The sequence below is a fragment of the Serratia sp. SCBI genome (assembly GCF_000747565.1).
GTDB classification, from domain to species: Bacteria; Pseudomonadota; Gammaproteobacteria; order Enterobacterales; family Enterobacteriaceae; genus Serratia; species Serratia ureilytica.
Genome location: NZ_CP003424.1, coordinates 1401640 through 1416725 on the forward strand (window position 1 = coordinate 1401640; position 15086 = coordinate 1416725).

General features: G+C 59.4%; 16 protein-coding genes. 7 read left to right on the plus strand and 9 right to left on the minus strand.

From position 1 onward, the window contains the following. Positions 1–49: 49 nt before the first annotated feature. Positions 50–2347: a beta-glucosidase BglX gene (gene bglX / locus SERRSCBI_RS06490; RefSeq protein ID WP_042783916.1), complete on the plus strand. Its 2298-nt coding sequence runs from the start codon at positions 50–52 to the stop codon at positions 2345–2347. A gap of 75 nt (positions 2348–2422) precedes the next feature. Continuing rightward, positions 2423–3346, plus strand: a complete 924-nt coding sequence (locus SERRSCBI_RS06495; RefSeq protein WP_042783918.1) for a PEP phosphonomutase — start codon at positions 2423–2425, stop codon at positions 3344–3346. Between the two features lie 55 nt (positions 3347–3401). Here SERRSCBI_RS06495 and SERRSCBI_RS06500 read toward each other — a convergent pair whose 3' ends face one another. Both SERRSCBI_RS06500 and SERRSCBI_RS23760 read right to left on the minus strand, forming a co-directional pair. Further along, positions 3402–3917 (minus strand): hypothetical protein, encoded by a 516-nt coding sequence (locus SERRSCBI_RS06500; protein WP_033642288.1) that lies wholly within the window; start codon positions 3915–3917, stop codon positions 3402–3404. Further along, entirely contained in the window at positions 3914–4717 is an 804-nt protein-coding gene (locus SERRSCBI_RS23760; RefSeq protein ID WP_049866659.1) for a winged helix-turn-helix domain-containing protein, read from the minus strand. The genes SERRSCBI_RS06500 and SERRSCBI_RS23760 overlap by 4 nt, the downstream gene beginning before the upstream one ends. Positions 4718–5080: 363 nt before the next feature. Between SERRSCBI_RS23760 and SERRSCBI_RS24670 the strand changes: the two genes are divergently transcribed. The 3 genes from SERRSCBI_RS24670 to SERRSCBI_RS06515 are packed head-to-tail and all read left to right on the plus strand — an operon-like array spanning position 5081 to position 7155. Next, positions 5081–5233 carry a hypothetical protein gene (locus SERRSCBI_RS24670; protein WP_156965090.1) on the plus strand — a complete coding sequence of 51 codons (153 nt, stop codon included), beginning with the start codon at positions 5081–5083 and terminating at the stop codon, positions 5231–5233. Between the two features lie 36 nt (positions 5234–5269). Further along, a complete protein-coding gene (locus tag SERRSCBI_RS24895; protein ID WP_198036335.1) occupies positions 5270–6556 on the plus strand; it encodes an O-antigen ligase in 1287 nt (428 codons plus the stop codon). Then, positions 6553–7155, plus strand: coding sequence for a LuxR C-terminal-related transcriptional regulator (locus SERRSCBI_RS06515; RefSeq protein WP_049866660.1), 603 nt, complete (start codon positions 6553–6555; stop codon positions 7153–7155). Before SERRSCBI_RS24895 ends, SERRSCBI_RS06515 begins: the two co-directional genes overlap by 4 nt. A 41-nt stretch (positions 7156–7196) precedes the next feature. Here the strand turns inward: SERRSCBI_RS06515 and SERRSCBI_RS06520 are convergent, their stop codons facing one another. Further along, the gene (locus tag SERRSCBI_RS06520) at positions 7197–7997 is read right to left on the minus strand and encodes an alpha/beta fold hydrolase (RefSeq protein ID WP_080273373.1); all 801 of its coding nucleotides are present in this window, start codon (positions 7995–7997) and stop codon (positions 7197–7199) included. A gap of 238 nt (positions 7998–8235) precedes the next feature. On the opposite strand from SERRSCBI_RS06520, the gene SERRSCBI_RS06525 reads away from it, so the two are divergent. After that, positions 8236–8997, plus strand: coding sequence for a CDP-diacylglycerol diphosphatase (locus SERRSCBI_RS06525; protein WP_033652399.1), 762 nt, complete (start codon positions 8236–8238; stop codon positions 8995–8997). A gap of 41 nt (positions 8998–9038) precedes the next feature. Here the strand turns inward: SERRSCBI_RS06525 and SERRSCBI_RS06530 are convergent, their stop codons facing one another. The 6 genes from SERRSCBI_RS06530 to lsrK all read right to left on the minus strand — a co-directional run bounded on the left by SERRSCBI_RS06530 (position 9039) and on the right by lsrK (position 14587). Next, positions 9039–9341 (minus strand): hypothetical protein, encoded by a 303-nt coding sequence (locus SERRSCBI_RS06530; RefSeq protein WP_042783920.1) that lies wholly within the window; start codon positions 9339–9341, stop codon positions 9039–9041. Next, positions 9338–9973: an AAA family ATPase gene (locus SERRSCBI_RS06535; RefSeq protein ID WP_016928620.1), complete on the minus strand. Its 636-nt coding sequence runs from the start codon at positions 9971–9973 to the stop codon at positions 9338–9340. Before SERRSCBI_RS06535 ends, SERRSCBI_RS06530 begins: the two co-directional genes overlap by 4 nt. A gap of 271 nt (positions 9974–10244) precedes the next feature. Further along, positions 10245–10586 (minus strand): HNH nuclease YajD, encoded by a 342-nt coding sequence (yajD, locus tag SERRSCBI_RS06540; RefSeq protein WP_004939576.1) that lies wholly within the window; start codon positions 10584–10586, stop codon positions 10245–10247. A gap of 54 nt (positions 10587–10640) precedes the next feature. Next, on the minus strand, positions 10641–11558 hold the full coding sequence (locus SERRSCBI_RS06545) for a LysR family transcriptional regulator (protein WP_033642296.1): 918 nt from the start codon (positions 11556–11558) through the stop codon (positions 10641–10643). Positions 11559–11617: 59 nt separating this feature from the next. Then, positions 11618–12802, minus strand: coding sequence for an MFS transporter (locus SERRSCBI_RS06550; protein WP_033652404.1), 1185 nt, complete (start codon positions 12800–12802; stop codon positions 11618–11620). 219 nt (positions 12803–13021) lie between these two features. Continuing rightward, on the minus strand, positions 13022–14587 hold the full coding sequence (gene lsrK / locus SERRSCBI_RS06555) for an autoinducer-2 kinase (RefSeq protein WP_042783922.1): 1566 nt from the start codon (positions 14585–14587) through the stop codon (positions 13022–13024). A 193-nt stretch (positions 14588–14780) separates the two neighbouring features. On the opposite strand from lsrK, the gene lsrG reads away from it, so the two are divergent. After that, a complete protein-coding gene (lsrG, locus tag SERRSCBI_RS06560) occupies positions 14781–15074 on the plus strand; it encodes a (4S)-4-hydroxy-5-phosphonooxypentane-2,3-dione isomerase (RefSeq protein ID WP_033642299.1) in 294 nt (97 codons plus the stop codon). Positions 15075–15086 lie beyond the last annotated feature (12 nt).

Genomic DNA, 15086 nt, shown 5'->3' on the forward strand with positions numbered 1-15086 from the left:
ATTAAACTCCGCGGCGTTGGCGGCGGAAACACGCCTGAGATAAAACAAGATGAAATGGCTTTGTGTGGTGAGTATGTTGTCCGGTCTGGCCCTCAGCCCGGTTTTTGCGCAGGAAACGCCGATAACGCAGGGCATTCACGCCCAGCAGCGCGACGCCTTCGTGTCCAATTTGATGAAGCAGATGACGCTGGAAGAGAAGATTGGCCAGCTGCGGCTGATCAGCGTCGGGCCGGATAACCCGAAAGAAGCGATCCGCGAGGGGATCCGCAAAGGGCAGATCGGCGCCATCTTCAATACCGTCACCCGGCCGGATATCCGGGTGATGCAGGATCAGGCGATGCAGCTCAGCCGCCTGAAAATCCCGTTGTTCTTCGCCTATGACGTGGTGCACGGCCAGCGCACCGTGTTTCCGATCAGCCTGGGGCTGGCGGCCAGCTTCGATCTGGAAGCCATCGCGCTCAGCGCCCGGGTCGCGGCGCAAGAGGCCAGCGACGACGGCCTGAACATGACCTTCGCGCCGATGGTCGATATCACCCGCGATCCGCGCTGGGGCCGGGTCTCCGAAGGCTTCGGCGAAGACACTTGGCTGGTCTCGAAAATCGCCAAGGTGATGGTCGACGGTTTCCAGAACGGCGATCCGGCCAAACCCGGTTCGGTGATGGCCAGCGTCAAGCACTTTGCATTGTACGGCGCCGTCGAAGGCGGCCGCGATTACAACACCGTCGACATGAGCCCGCTGCGCATGCATCAGGACTATCTGCCGCCTTACAAAGCGGCGGTGGACGCCGGCAGCGGCGGAGTGATGGTGTCGCTCAACTCGGTGAACGGCGTGCCGGCCACCGCCAACCCGTGGCTGCTGAAAGATCTGCTGCGCGAGCAGTGGGGCTTTAAAGGCATCACCATCAGCGACCACGGCGCGATTAAGGAACTGATTAAGCACGGCGTGGCCGCCGACGCGCGCGACGCGGTGCGCCTGGCGATCACCTCCGGCGTCGACATGAGCATGAGCGACGAGTTCTACGACAAATACCTGCCGGGTCTGGTGAAGGACGGACTGGTGTCTGAAAGCGATATCGACCGCGCCTGCCGCGACGTGCTGAACACCAAATACGACATGGGGCTGTTCACCAATCCTTACGTGCATCTGGGCCCGGCGGGTTCCGATCCGCAGGACACCAACGCCGAAAGCCGTCTGCACCGCGCCGAAGCGCGGGTGGTGGCGCGCAAGACGATGGTGCTGCTGAAGAACGATAAGCAGACGCTGCCGCTGAGCAAGCAGGCGACCATCGCGCTGGTCGGGCCGATGGCCGACAGCCAGCGCGACGTGATGGGCAGTTGGTCAGCCGCCGGGGTGGTCAAGCAGTCGGTCACCCTGCGCGAGGGGCTGGAGCGGGCGGTGGGCGACAAGGCGCGCATTCTGTACGCCAAGGGCGCCAACGTTACGCAGGATAAAGGCATCATCGACTATCTGAACGAGTATGAGCCGGCGGTGGCGTTCGATACCCGTTCGCCGCAGCAGATGATCGACGAAGCGGTGCAGGCGGCGAACAAGGCCGACGTGGTGGTGGCGGTGGTGGGGGAATCGCAGGGCATGGCGCACGAGGCCTCCAGCCGCGCCGACATCACGATCCCGCAGAGCCAACGCGATCTGATCGCCGCGCTGAAAGCCACCGGCAAGCCTCTGGTGCTGGTGCTGATGAACGGCCGCCCGCTGGCATTGAGCTGGGAGAGCGAGCAGGCGGACGCGATGCTGGAAACCTGGTACAGCGGCACCGAGGGCGGCAACGCGGTGGCGGACGTGCTGTTCGGCGATTACAACCCGTCGGGCAAGCTGCCGATGACCTTCCCGCGCTCGGTCGGCCAGATCCCGATGTACTACAACCACCTGAACACCGGCCGGCCGTTCGGCAAGGAGAACCCGGGCAAGTACACCTCGCGCTACTTCGATTCGCCGAACGGCCCGCTGTATCCGTTTGGTTACGGCTTGAGCTACACCACCTTCAGCCTGTCGGATCTGAAGTTATCCAGCCCGACGATGGCGCGCAACGGCAAGTTAACCGCCAGCGTCACGCTGAAGAATACCGGCAAGTACGACGGCGCCACGGTGGTGCAGCTGTATCTGCAGGACGTCACCGCGTCGGTCAGCCGGCCGCTGAAAGAGCTGCGCAACTTCAAGAAAGTGACGCTGAAGGCCGGTCAGTCGCAGCAGGTTGAGCTGCCGATTAGCGAAGACGATCTGAAGTTCTACAACGCCAGCCTGAAGTGGGGGGCGGAGCCGGGCAAATTCAACGTGTTCGTCGGCCTGGATTCCGACAACGTGCAGGCGCAAAGCTTTACGCTGAAGTAACCTTTTCCCCCTCTTTCACTGCGGTGGGAGAGGGGGCATCCATCCCTTTCCGCTAACGTCACCGGAGCTTGCCTCATGAAACGCTATCTGGACTGCAGCGCCAGCGATCTGGCCGATATCGGCAAAGCCGATCTGCTCTACGCCATCCGCGCCAGCGAAGGGCGCATCTTGGTCAGCGAAACCATCGCGGTCACTCAGCCACTGCTCAATAACGTCACCAACGCCGAACTGGCGGCCAGCCAGGGCGCCGACCTGCTGCTGTTGAACCTGTTCGACGTCGATCGTCCGCATATCGCGGGCCTGCCCGCCGACGTGCCGCCGCAGGAGGCGCTGCGCACGCTGCAGCGCCTGACCGGGCGGGTGATCGGGGTGAACCTGGAGGCCGTCGATCCGGCTTTCGCCAGCGAACATAACGACTTTTGGCAGATGACGGCGGGCCGCGCCGCCACCGCCGAGAATGCGCGCAAGCTGTATCAGCTCGGCGCGCGCATGCTGGTGCTGACCGGCAACCCGAACAACGGCGTCAGCAATCAGGCGATCGCCGCCGCGCTGAAAGCGATTCGCGATGAAGTGGGCGACGAGATGGTGCTGGTGACCGGCAAAATGCACGGCGCCGGCATTGTGCGCGAAAGCGGCAGCCAACTGATCGGCGAGCAGGACATCGCGCTGTTCGTGGAGAACGGTGCGGACATCGTGCTGTTGCCGGCGCCGGGCACCATTCCCGGCATGTCGCAGGAGAAAGTGGCGGCGCTGATCGCCTTTGCCCAGCGCCAGGGGGCGCTGGCGATGACGGCCATCGGCACCTCGCAAGAGGGGGCCGACGTGCAGACCGTGCGGCAGATTGCGCTGATGAGCAAAATGGCCGGCGCGGATCTGCACCATATCGGCGATACCGGCTATTTGGGGCTGGCGCTGCCGGAAAACATCTTCGCCTACAGCGTAGCGATTCGCGGCGTGCGCCACACCTACAGCCGCATGGCGCGTTCAATTAACCGCTGAAATGGCTGCCGCTTGCGGGCTTTTCTTCCGATAGGCAACACTCGCAACGCATAGCCTAATAACGCCGGCAGACAAAGGTCGGGCTTTGAAGCGTACTGACCACATACAGATTGCCGAGTACGTGTTCGACGGCGACATGGTAGGAGATTCGGGGATCTTCCGACTGCAAAAAGGTCGCCCAAAGGGGGGCGGGAACCGTATCTCCGGCATGTTTACGGTCGGCGGCGAATCGCAGCGTGTACCCATCGCCGCCGCCATCCTCTTCAGCCGCCTCATCGCCGGGGGTGTCATACACATAGTGAAGTTCGCGGTTCAGCACATAGGTTTTTTCTTGCCGCTCGATAAAACCATTGAGCCTGATAAAGCCAGTGCCGTTGTGGTAGAGGAAAAAATACATCTTTGCTTTTAAAACCGCAGCGGGCTCCATGGCTGGGCCATAGCGGTTGCGCGCGGTGATCTCCGCTTCGCAACGCAGTAAGGTTTTAGGATGGTGCGACAGCTGGGCGACCTGGCTTGCCAGGGGCGCCATCAGCAATAACAAGCCGACGATAAAGCGTGTTTTTTTGTTCATGGCGTCATACCGTCGGTGTTTTTGATCGTGCGGCACCGGCCATATTGACCGGGTTGCGCCAGATTGCAGATGGCGATGAAGGTGACCTGAAAAGGAAGATTGGGGTTGGCGATTTTGGTGTAGAACAGATCGGCGGGCGTTGTGCCGCAGTCGGTCGCTTCAGCTTTCAATGCAGCGGCAACTTGCGCTTGCGTTTCACGCCGGTCGTTCAGCGCGGCGGTTTCCAACGTAAAAACGTTGCACTGCTCATGGCGATAAAAAAAATCGACCCTGGCGTTTTTGAACGCGTGAACCGGCCGGTTGAACCACAATAAAGCGCAGACGAGGCTAAAGCACGCAATCATCATCAATGCTGCGGCAAGGGGCGCTTTATTTGCCTGGCAGATATTCCCACGCCGTTTTAACAGTGCGCCGGCCCGGGTCAACAGGGTGGGAATAACCGCTTTTTGGTTGTCCGGTGAGCGCATGTTTTCGCATGAGGTAATTTCCGCTTCAAGAATGAACCCCAGTTTGGGGATGGTAATAATGATTTGCGGATCCAGCGCCAGCGACTCAAGCGCTTTTCTTATCTCACTGATGCAACCATTCAGATTATTGTTTGAACCCACAAAACCATTATCTTCCCAGACCCGCTGCATCAAATGCCTGCGGGTGAGCATCTCTTTATGATGGGTAACCAACTCTAACAACAAGCGGGTGGCAGGGTTAGATAACGGCATAAAAGATTCCCGTTCATTGATGATGAACAATGCGCGTTCGGCAGGTGAGAAAATAATCATCTGATTAATGACGTATTCCATAATGTGCTGCTTGCCCTTATAGCGACGGCGAAATTTAGCGAGGACAGAGTCATCTATTATTTTTCACCCGTCAAGATGATGGCGATTTTTTCATGTTGTGAAATTTTTGGCGAAAGTTCAAACGTACGGGTGTCGCCAGTTTTATAATATTAGGTTTTCTTTGTTTTGGTTTTTAATTCCTTATTTTTATTATTTATAGGAATTAAAAACTGTTTTTATGGTTAAATTTAATACATATATCTTGATTTTGGCTGCGGCGATACTATGGAACTCGCTGGGGAATGCGACAGGATTTTGCCGGTAATCCACGTTTAAATTGCGGGCTTTCTTTGCTTGAAGCCTGAATGGCCAAGAGGAAAAGGTATGTTTAAAAGAAACTGGACGCTTTTACGCTACAGGCGAAAGCTTTTTGAAACTATTCAATCTGTCGGGATTGTGATGGCGATAGTTACCGGGCTGGTGTTGCTGACAGGCATTTCTTTTATTGCAATTGAAAAATGGCTAAGCCTTTTCTGATGGTTTTTCAGATAGATATTTTGGGATGAAATTATTATGTCTATTCCATGTTTAAAGTTCATGGTGATGGTCTATGTCAGCGTATTGCTTTTGTTGGGTGGCTATATTTATCACTATGATATGAACTATTTCTCGCTGACGTTTCCATATTCTCTTGTGATTGGGATTGTCCTGTTTGCTTTATTGGGCGTCGGCGGCGCGCTCCTTTTTTTGCGAAAAGCGTGGGGGATGACCCCCGCGTGTTTTTTCTTTGCGCTGGGCGCGGTGATATTGCTGCTGCCCCTTTTTTATTCTCGTGCCGAGTGGGGCGTGCTTACCGTCGGGCGAATGGCCTGCCTGTTTGGCAGTTGGATTATTTACTTTATCCTATTGCAATATCGGGTCATGCAGCACGTGCGTATTGCGTTTATCTATACGCTGGTATTAGCCGCTGCCGTGGGAGGCATTTGGCTTTTTTCCTTCCCGGCCGAGGCGGCGGCGGGCTATGCCGGCAGCGGGGGGCGTTGGCCGGATGCCGCGAGCAGTTTATTGGCGAGCGGATTATTGGCGGGATGGGGTCTGACGGTGTTGCCTCGGTTCCGCATGTTGCGCCGAGATAACGAGCGATGGCGTATTTTACTCTTGCTGCCGCTCTTGATCGGTTTATCCGCCGCGCTGGGCTGGGGGGCATCGCAGACCGTTTGTCTCAGCGTGTTATTGGGTGCCGCGCTGTTGACCGTGATGTTTGTGCGCAGATACCCGCTGCATTGCGTGCTCGCGCTGCTGATGACGGCATTGGGATTCTGCCTGGCGATATTGGCGGATGAATTGAACGCCGGCGTTCGTTTGTCGAATGCCGCGCCGTGCTGCGATACGCTGCTTGATTCGCTGGCGCTGGTGGTAGAGCGGCCCTGGTTGGGATGGGGTTATGGCCGATTCGAGCATGGCTTTGAGCATTTACAGGCCCATGCGCTGCCCGCGGTGGCGCGGGCAGGCGCAGCGCGGCAACCCTATAATGAGCTCCTGCTGTGGTGGATAGAAGGCGGCGTCGTTGCGTTGGCGGGCATGCTGTGCCTGCTGGCGGGCGTGGCGGCGCTGGTGCGCCAAACATGGCGACGGGAGCGCATCGCCGCCCGCTTGCACAGCCCGGCCGCCGGGGAAGAGGCCGCGTTGGCGGCGAGCGGCATTCCCTTGCTGCTGTGCGCGCAGTTTTCCTACCCGTTCGGGCTGTCGCTCATCCAATGGGCGGTTTTGACGCTGCTGCTCGTTACGTTGGATGGGCGCAGCAGGCTCAATGCCGGCCGGTTTTGCCGGTTTGTTTTCGCGCGGAGGGAAACGGCGTGAACACGGTCATCAATATCGCCTTCCTGGATATCGACCGCTTTTTTGTCGCCGGGGCGTATCGGGCGTTGAGCGACTATTTTAGTGAACGTGGCATCGAGGCGCGCTGCAGCGAGCCGATGAATGCCGACCTTGTGTTCCAGGCGATCGCCAAAGGCGACATGGCGCGTTTTTGCCATCCTCCCCATGCTCCTCACGCCCTTTATCTCGCCGTTTACGATCTCAGAGAAGCCCGCATTCGCGCCATTTCGGGGTGCCTGAGGGAAGCGGGCAGGGTGTACCGCAATGAAGGCGTCGCAAAGCTGTTGCACACGGTAGCGCGGGTGATAAAAGGCCGAACCGGCGGCGCCTGCGGTTTTTCTTGTTGCGCCTGGTGCCAGCCGTTGCCATTGACGCCGCAGGAAAAACAAGTGATGCGTTACCTGAGTTGGGAAATGACGCCGACCGCCATTGCCCGTCGGCTTCGGGTCAGCATCAAGACGGTGAGCACGCATAAACGGGCGGTGATGAGAAAGATGCATTTCCAGCGCGATGCGGAGCTTTACCGCTGGTTGCGTCTGGGGGGATTCGGTCAGGGAAATGGCGATAGCCACGTCGTCTGAGCGATGGCATGGCAGGTCCGGGCCTGGCGGCCCGGAGCGACTTACCAAAACAGCGGCGTGGTGCTTTCGGCCAGAAACGCCAGCAGCGTTTCATTGACCGCCGCCGGATTTTCCTTGTTGCTGATATGCCCGGCGTTGGGGATCAGCACATGTCGGCAGCCGAGAAGATCCGCCATGCGCTGGCCTTCCGCCGGCGGGCGCGGCTTATCCTGCGCGCCGGTGATGACGATGCTGGCGGCGGTGATGTGTTCCAGCAGCGCCAGCTTGTCGGGACGGCCGAAGATCATCCGGCCCAGCGGCACGATGCTTTCGCGCAGGCGCTCGGCGGGCAGGCTTTGCAGATGGGCCAGCAACGGCTGCGACAGCGCAGCGGGCACTTCGTCGGAATAGAACTGCGCGGCGATATATTCCAGCAGCGGCGACGTGATGGCGCCGGCCTGTTCCACGGCGGCCAGCATGCCCATATAGCGCTGCCGCGCCTCTGGAGTTTCGTCGCCCAGGTAGCTGTCCAGCAGCGCCAGCACTTTCACCCGCTCCGGCGCCAGCGCCGCCAGTTCGGCGCCCCACATGCCGCCGACGGACAGGCCGACGATGCCGAACTCTTCAATATCCAAATGATCCATCAGCGCCAAATGATCGGCGGCGATATCCGACAGGCTGTTTCGCCCGGGTGGCAGCGCCGGTGAATCGCCGTGGCCCCAGAGATCCGGTACGATCAGGCGGTAGCGTTTAGCCAGCGCTTCGAACTGCGGCGCCCACATATTCAGATCGAACAGATAGCTGTGGCCCAGCAGCAATGGAAAGCCTGAACCTACGTCGAGATAATGCAGGGATTTGCCCATCGTTGGCATCTTATCGGTTCCTTATATAAAAAGAGTCCCGGCTGCTTATATCACACTCATATTCAACCCACGGTATTAATTTACCTTAAATTACTCAGGTGGAGGCTTATTTTTAATTATCCATTGCTAACAAGACGTCAATAAAAGGTGACATTAAGGATAATATTCTGGTCGATGCCGGAGCCTTGGTTTATGCTGGCGCTCCTTTCGGTATGGAATAGATAAACAGGGAGTCGCGATGAAAAGACTTTTCAGACTATTAATTATTTTGCTTGTCATTTTGCTGCTGGCGGCGGTGCTGTGGTGGTTCTTCGGGCGCGGCAATCCGAATGCGCTGTGGCAGATAGTCAGCCAACAGTGCGTGCCCAATCAGCAGCAGAACCACGATCCTGCGCCCTGCTTAAAGGTGGATTTAACCGAGGGATATGTGCTGTTTAAGGACAGCAAGGGCCCTTACCACGATCTGGTGATGCCGACCGAAAAGGTCAGCGGCATCGAGAGCCCGATATTGCAAGCGGATCGAACGCCGCCTTATTTCGCCCAGGCCTGGAATAACCGCGAACATATATCCAGCGAGCTGGGTAAACCGTTAAAAGACGCATGGGTTTCTCTGGCGGTCAATTCGAAATATGGCCGCTCTCAAAATCAGCTGCATATTCACGTTGCCTGCTTGCGCCAGGATGTCTATAACGCGCTGGGGGAACAGGCTGAGCAATTAGATCAACAGTGGCGGCCGCTGGCGGTGAAATTGGTCGGCCATCAATATCTGGCCAGAAAATTGGCGGGCACCGATTTAACCCAGGAAGATCCTTTCCGCTTGTTGCAAAACTACGTGGTCGAACAGGGCGACAGCATCGGCAATTACGGTCTGGCGCTGGCGGTCAGCCCGCAGGGCGAGATGCTGCTGTTGGCAAACCGTTTGAAGTTGACCGATCTCAACCTGGGGTCGGCCGGTGAAATTCAGGACTACCGGTGCGAGGTCGCGGGGAACTCTAGATGATAACGGCCCGCCGGCTCGATCAGCCGGCGGCTGCCGTGCGGTCAGAGTTTTTTCAGCAGCGCCAGCAGTTGCGCTTCGCTTTTCTCCGCCAATCCGTCGATCGCCAGTTTGATGATGTCGGAACGGGTGATACGCACGATGCCGTTGCGCGCCGCCTGCACGATCACTTCATCGATAGCCTCAATGTGGTTGTCCGTCAGGCTGACGGAGATCGCCTTATAAGTGCGCTTGCGGCCGGCCGGTTTGGTTTCCGGCGCGGGCGCCGCGACCGGCAGTGTGTGTGAGGTGGCGCTGTTGATGAATTCGTCTTCCGACATCCGGTGGGTGGGGGTGCGTTTCTTCACAGGATCACCTCTTTCACCAGGCATTCAATTTCGGTCTGCGCCTTTTCATTATTCGCCTCGTGCACGGTGATGGCTTCACCCCAGGCGTCGCGGTAAATCTTGCGGTCGCACAGGCGATTGCTCACCAGGGTGAACTCCGGGTATTCACTCAGCACCTGCGCCGCTTCGTTGGCTTCATTAATGAAGATATTGGTCGGGCACATGTTCAATACGATGTAGCCTTTGACCTTCTCGTTGTATTCCTGCGCGGTGGAGAACATCTCCGACAGATAGCCGATGGTGTCGAGATCCATCTGCGAAGGGCGCAGCGGCGATAGGAACAGATCGGCGGCCAGCAGGCCGGAGCGCAGTTCGGCGCTGTCGCGGCCGGCGGTATCGACGATCACGTAGTCGTAATGGCGATCGAGCTCCAGCAGCGTTTCCTTGATTTTACCCGACGCGGCCACCACCGGAATGTGCGGCAGCCCCTCGACGTTCTGACGGTCGTTGTACCAGGTCATGATCGATTTCTGGTCGTCGGCATCGACGATGATCGCCGTCTTGCCTTGCTTAAGAATCAGATACCCGGCGATATTCACTGCTTTCGTCGATTTGCCGACGCCGCCTTTTTGCGAGCCAATCAGAACAATCATGCTGCCATCTCTCAAGTTATTAAGCGGGTAACTTATTAAGTTAATGTGCTTATTAGGTTGATAATCAAACAGGTTAACAAGAACAACTCGCGAACAATATGCACCAACTGCGGCGGCTTGCCAAGCCAGTATGTTGTTAACTGCGCAGCTTATTTTGCGGTGAATGGACCGGATGGGTAAGTAGGAATTCTCTGGGAAGTGGCGGAACGGAAGAGCATTTTGTTAATTTAACAGCTTAATAAGTTAGTGGCTCATTAAGCTGTCGATGGCGTTACTTCTTCATCATCGCCTTCAGGTTGGCGAACGGGTTGTGGGTGGCGACGCCGATATCTTTTTGCGCATCTTCACCGGCCACCACCGTCGAACCGTATTGATCGGCCTCGGTGTATTTCGAGTGTTCGTGGTCGTGGCAATACAGACACAACATTTCCCAGTTGCTGCCGTCTTCCGGGTTGTTGCTGTGATCGTGATCGATGTGGTGCACCGTCAGCTCGCGCAGGTTGGAATAAACGAATTCGCGCGAGCAGCGCCCGCATACCCAGGGGAACAGTTTCAGCGCTTTTTCGCGGTAGCCGGTTTCCAGCTTCGCATAGTTTTTGGGGATATAGGCCATGGTGGTCGTCCGTCGGAAATCAATATGCGGCCAATAATACCACACTGCGTGCGGCTACAACGTGCGGCTCATCTTGCCGCTGTCAAACGTCTCCACCGCCCAGTCGATGAACGCCCGCAGCTTGCCGCTGAGGTGGCGATTGGACGGGTAGACCACGTACATCTGCTCCGGCGGCGGCTGCCAGTCGTGCAGCAGGCTGACCAGTTCGCCGCGCTCGAGGTGCGGCTGCGCCATAAACCGATAGATCTGGATGATGCCCAAGCCGGCCAGGCTCGCCGCCAGCAGCGCGTTGCCTTCATTGATGCTGACCGGGTAGCGCTGTTGGATGGCGATCTCTTTGCCGCGCTCGACATAGCGTTGCGGATGGATGCGGTCGTTGACCGGATGGCGGTAGTGCACCATCGGAAAACCTTGTTCCAGATCGCACGGGTGGCGCGGGGTGCCGTGGCGCGCCAGATAGGCCGGGGTGGCGCAGCTGACCCAGTCCAGATCGAACAGACGCCGGGCGATCAGGCTGGAATCGGCCAACGGACCGCTGCGGATCACGCAGTCAGCGCTGTCGCTGATCAAATCGATAACGCGATCGCCGATGCTGAGATCGATCTGGATTTGCGGGTAGCGTTCCAAAAAGCCGGGCAGCGCCGGCAACAGCAGTTGGCGGGCGGTGCCGCTGCCGGTATCGATGCGCAGCACGCCCTGCGGAGAATTCTGCGACTCGGTCAGACAGCCCTCCATCTGCTCCAAATCCGCCAGCCATTTCACCGTATTCTGGTAATAGCATTCGCCCTCGCGGGTGACCGACACGCTGCGGGTGGTGCGCTGGAACAGTTTGGTCTGCAGGTGATCCTCCAGATTTTGGATCAGCTTGGTGACCGTCGCTTTCGGCATGCCCAGCGAATCGGCGGCGCGGGTAAAGCCGCCGGTTTCCACGACGCGGTTAAATACCCGGATAGCGAGCAAATGATGGTCCATAGGTTCTCAACGCCATGCCCCGGCGGTGGCCGGGGCATGTTTCTGCAGATAGATAATGATTAACACTGTTTAGCGCCAATCGCGCCGGAGCGCAAGCTGAGGCCGAATACCAGCGTGGCGGAGAGGATCAGCGCGCCGCCAAACAGCATGGCGCTGCTGACGCCCTGCCAGTCCACCACTTCACCGCCCAGCAGTGCGCCGGAGGCCAGCGCGATCTGGATGACGCACACCAACAGCGCCTGACCGGCTTCCGGTGCCTGCGGCACGGCGGCGAACATCCAGTTGGTGGCGCAGACCGGCACGGCGCCAAAGGCCAGCCCCCATACCAGCACCATCAGCGTGGCGCCGGCGAGGCCGCTGAGCAGCGGCGAAACGATCAAAATGCCCGCCAGCATGGCGGCGATCAGTATGAAGGTGGCGCGCAGGCTGTGTTCCGCCAGACGCTCGCCGAGAAAGGTGCCCAGCAGACCGATGGCGCCATAGGCCAACAGCTGCAGCGAGATCGCCGATGGGCTGAGCACGAACACCTGCTGCAGCAGGGGCCGCAGATAGGTATAGGCGGCGAAGTGGCCGATGAACAACAGCACGATGGCGATCAGGCCGATGCGCGCCATCGGCAGGCGCAGCGGCAGCACCAGATCGCGCGGCGTGACCGGTCGGGAAGGCGGTACCGACGTGAGCAAACGCAGCTGCGCCAATAGTACGCCGACTGCCAGCGCCGCACCGCCGAAGAAGGCGGCGCGCCAGCCGAACAGATCGCCGATCAGGGCCCCGGCCGGCACGCCGCATACCGCGCCGACCGAGATGCCGCTGAGGATCAGCGCAGTGGCGCGGCCCTGGCTGGCTTCCGGCACCAGATGGCGGCCGTAGTTGGCGGCGAATGACCAGAAGCCGCCGACGCAGATGCCCAGCAGCACGCGGCCCAGCAGCATCATCGGGAAGTTGACGGCCAGTGCCGCCACCAGGTTGGACACCATCAGCAGCAACGACAGCCCCAGCATCAGCAGGCGTCTGTCCAGCCGGCCGGAAGCCAGACTCAATACCGGCGCGGCCACCGCCGCCACGATGCCGGGCATGGTCACCATCAGCCCGGCGGTGCCGGTGCTGACGCCGAGCGAAGGGGCGATGTTGGTCAGCAGGCCGATCGGCAAAAACTCGGTGGTGACCATGACAAAACAGGCGACCGTCAGCGAGAAGATCGCCGGCCACGGGGATGATGCAGGGTTATCTTTATTATTCAGCATAATGCCGCTCTTCTCAGGTGAATGCGCAGGCCGCGCTCGGGGCGCGGCGTGATCAAAGTCACAATCTACGGCAGGCTGAAGGCGCAGATAAATCCATCTGCGGTGGTTACACTGTTTCTGAGGGGGAACAATGACGGCAGCGAGTTAAAACGCGGCTTGCGCCGCGCCGAGGGGAAAGGAATAAAACGGTATAAGGTTATGACCGGGCCGCGCGCGGCGCTAGAGCCCCGGCGCTTTCCACAATGAGGTGGTCAGGCCGCTATCCACCAGCGTCAGCTGATCGGCGTAGACTCGCCGCCAGTTTTCTTTCTGTTCCTGATACCGCGCATGGTTGGTGAGATCCGGCTGATGCTCGCGCTCCCAGCGCACCAGCTGCTCGCCGGTTTCGGCCAGCGACGCGTAAAGCCCGGCGCCGACCCCGGCGGCGATCGCGCAGCCCAGCGCGGTGGCTTCTTTCACCACCGGCACCCGCACCGTCAGGCCGGTGACGTCGCTGAGGATCTGGCTCCACAGTTTGCCCTTCGCACCGCCGCCGGCGAACACCAGCGAGCGGGCCTGCACGCCGGAGAAGGCGGCGATCTGCTCCAGATTACAGGCTGAGACGATGGCGGCATTCTCCTCCAGCGCGCGGAACAGCGTCTGTTTGTTGCAGCGTTCAGGATCGATAGACATGTTGATGAACGACGGCGCCGCGTGATACCAGGTTTTGAAATGCATGGCGTCGGAAAAGATCGGCATCACGCCGTAGGCGCCCGGCGGCACCCTGGCCGCCATCTCTTCCAGCAGGCTGTAAGCGTCGATCCCCAGTCGCTCCGCCAGCAGTTTCTCTTCGGCGCAGAAAGCGTCGCGGAACCAGCGCATGGTCAGGCCGGTAAAGAAGCTGATGGATTCCGCCTGCGCCATGCCGGGAATGACATGAGGGTTAATGCGGATGTTCATTTCCGGATCGATGGCCGGTTCCGGCAGGTTGACGATTTGCTGCCAGAAGGTGCCGCCGAGCACCGCCGTCTGCCCGGCGCGCACGATGCCGAGGCCCAGGCTGCCGAGCTGCACGTCGCCGCCGCCCATCACCACCGGGGTGCCGCGCAGCAGCCCGCTCTCCTGCGCCGCCTGCTCGGTGACGCGCCCCAGCACGACGCCGGTCTCTTTCACCGGCGACAGAATATCGGCGCGCAGCCCGGCCATATCGAGCAGCGCCGGCCGCCAGTCGCGGCTGGTCAGATCCAGCATGCCGGTAGTGCCGGCGTTGGAAGGATCGACCGCCAGCTCGCCGCTCAGCATGTAGGCCAGCCAGTCGCTGATCATGGTCAGCGTCGCCGCCTGGCGATAGATGTCCGGCCGGTGGTGCGCCAGCCACAGCAGGCGCGGCATGGCGCTCAGCGCCAGCGTCTGGCCGGAGTACTGGTAGACCTCACGTTCGAAGCCGTGGTTGTGCAACTCTTTCAGTTCGCTGACTTCATGGCTGGCGCGCGCATCGACATTGGCGCAGGCCCAGATCGGCACGCCGTTGCGATCGTACAGAACGATGCCTTCACGCATCGAGCAGCAGGCTACCGCACGGATCGCCTGCGCGCTCAGCCCCGCGCGCTGCAACGCCTGGCGGATGCACTGGCAGGCCAACTGCCAGTTGCGGTTGAGATCGAATTCCATCGAGCCGGGTACGCCCGGCACCGCGAGGTGTTGCCACTCGGCCTGGCCGTGCGCGATCTGATTGCCCGCCAGATCGAAGATCACCGCGCGAATGCTGCCTGTTCCTGCGTCCAGCGCCATCAAGTAGTTATCCATAGCCTATGCTCTCAGGGGGAGGAATAGTAACTATAGATGCCGCCGTCTTCCCTCGCCGGGGGCGGGGTGGGCATCGCCGGTGCGATTTGTGAGCCAGGCGGCAAAATTGCCGTTGCGGCAGGGCAATCGACGGGAATAAACCTATGGTTGGAAAGCGCCATGCTGCGGCGCGCCGTTTAAACAAGGAGCTGTCATGCACGTCACATTGGTAGAGATCAACGTTAAACAGGACAAGATCGACGAATTTATCGACGTTTTCCGCGCCAATCATCTGGGGGCGATCGAAGAGCCGGGCAACCTGCGTTTCGACGTGCTGCAGGATGAGCATATTCCGACGCGGTTTTACATCTACGAAGCCTATCGCGACGAGCAGGCGGTGGCGGCGCACAAGCAGACCCCACACTATCTGCAGTGCGTGGAGAAGCTGGAAGCGCTGATGACCGGCCCGCGCAAGAAAACCACCTTCATTGGCCTGATGCCGGAATAAACGCCGGCGTTT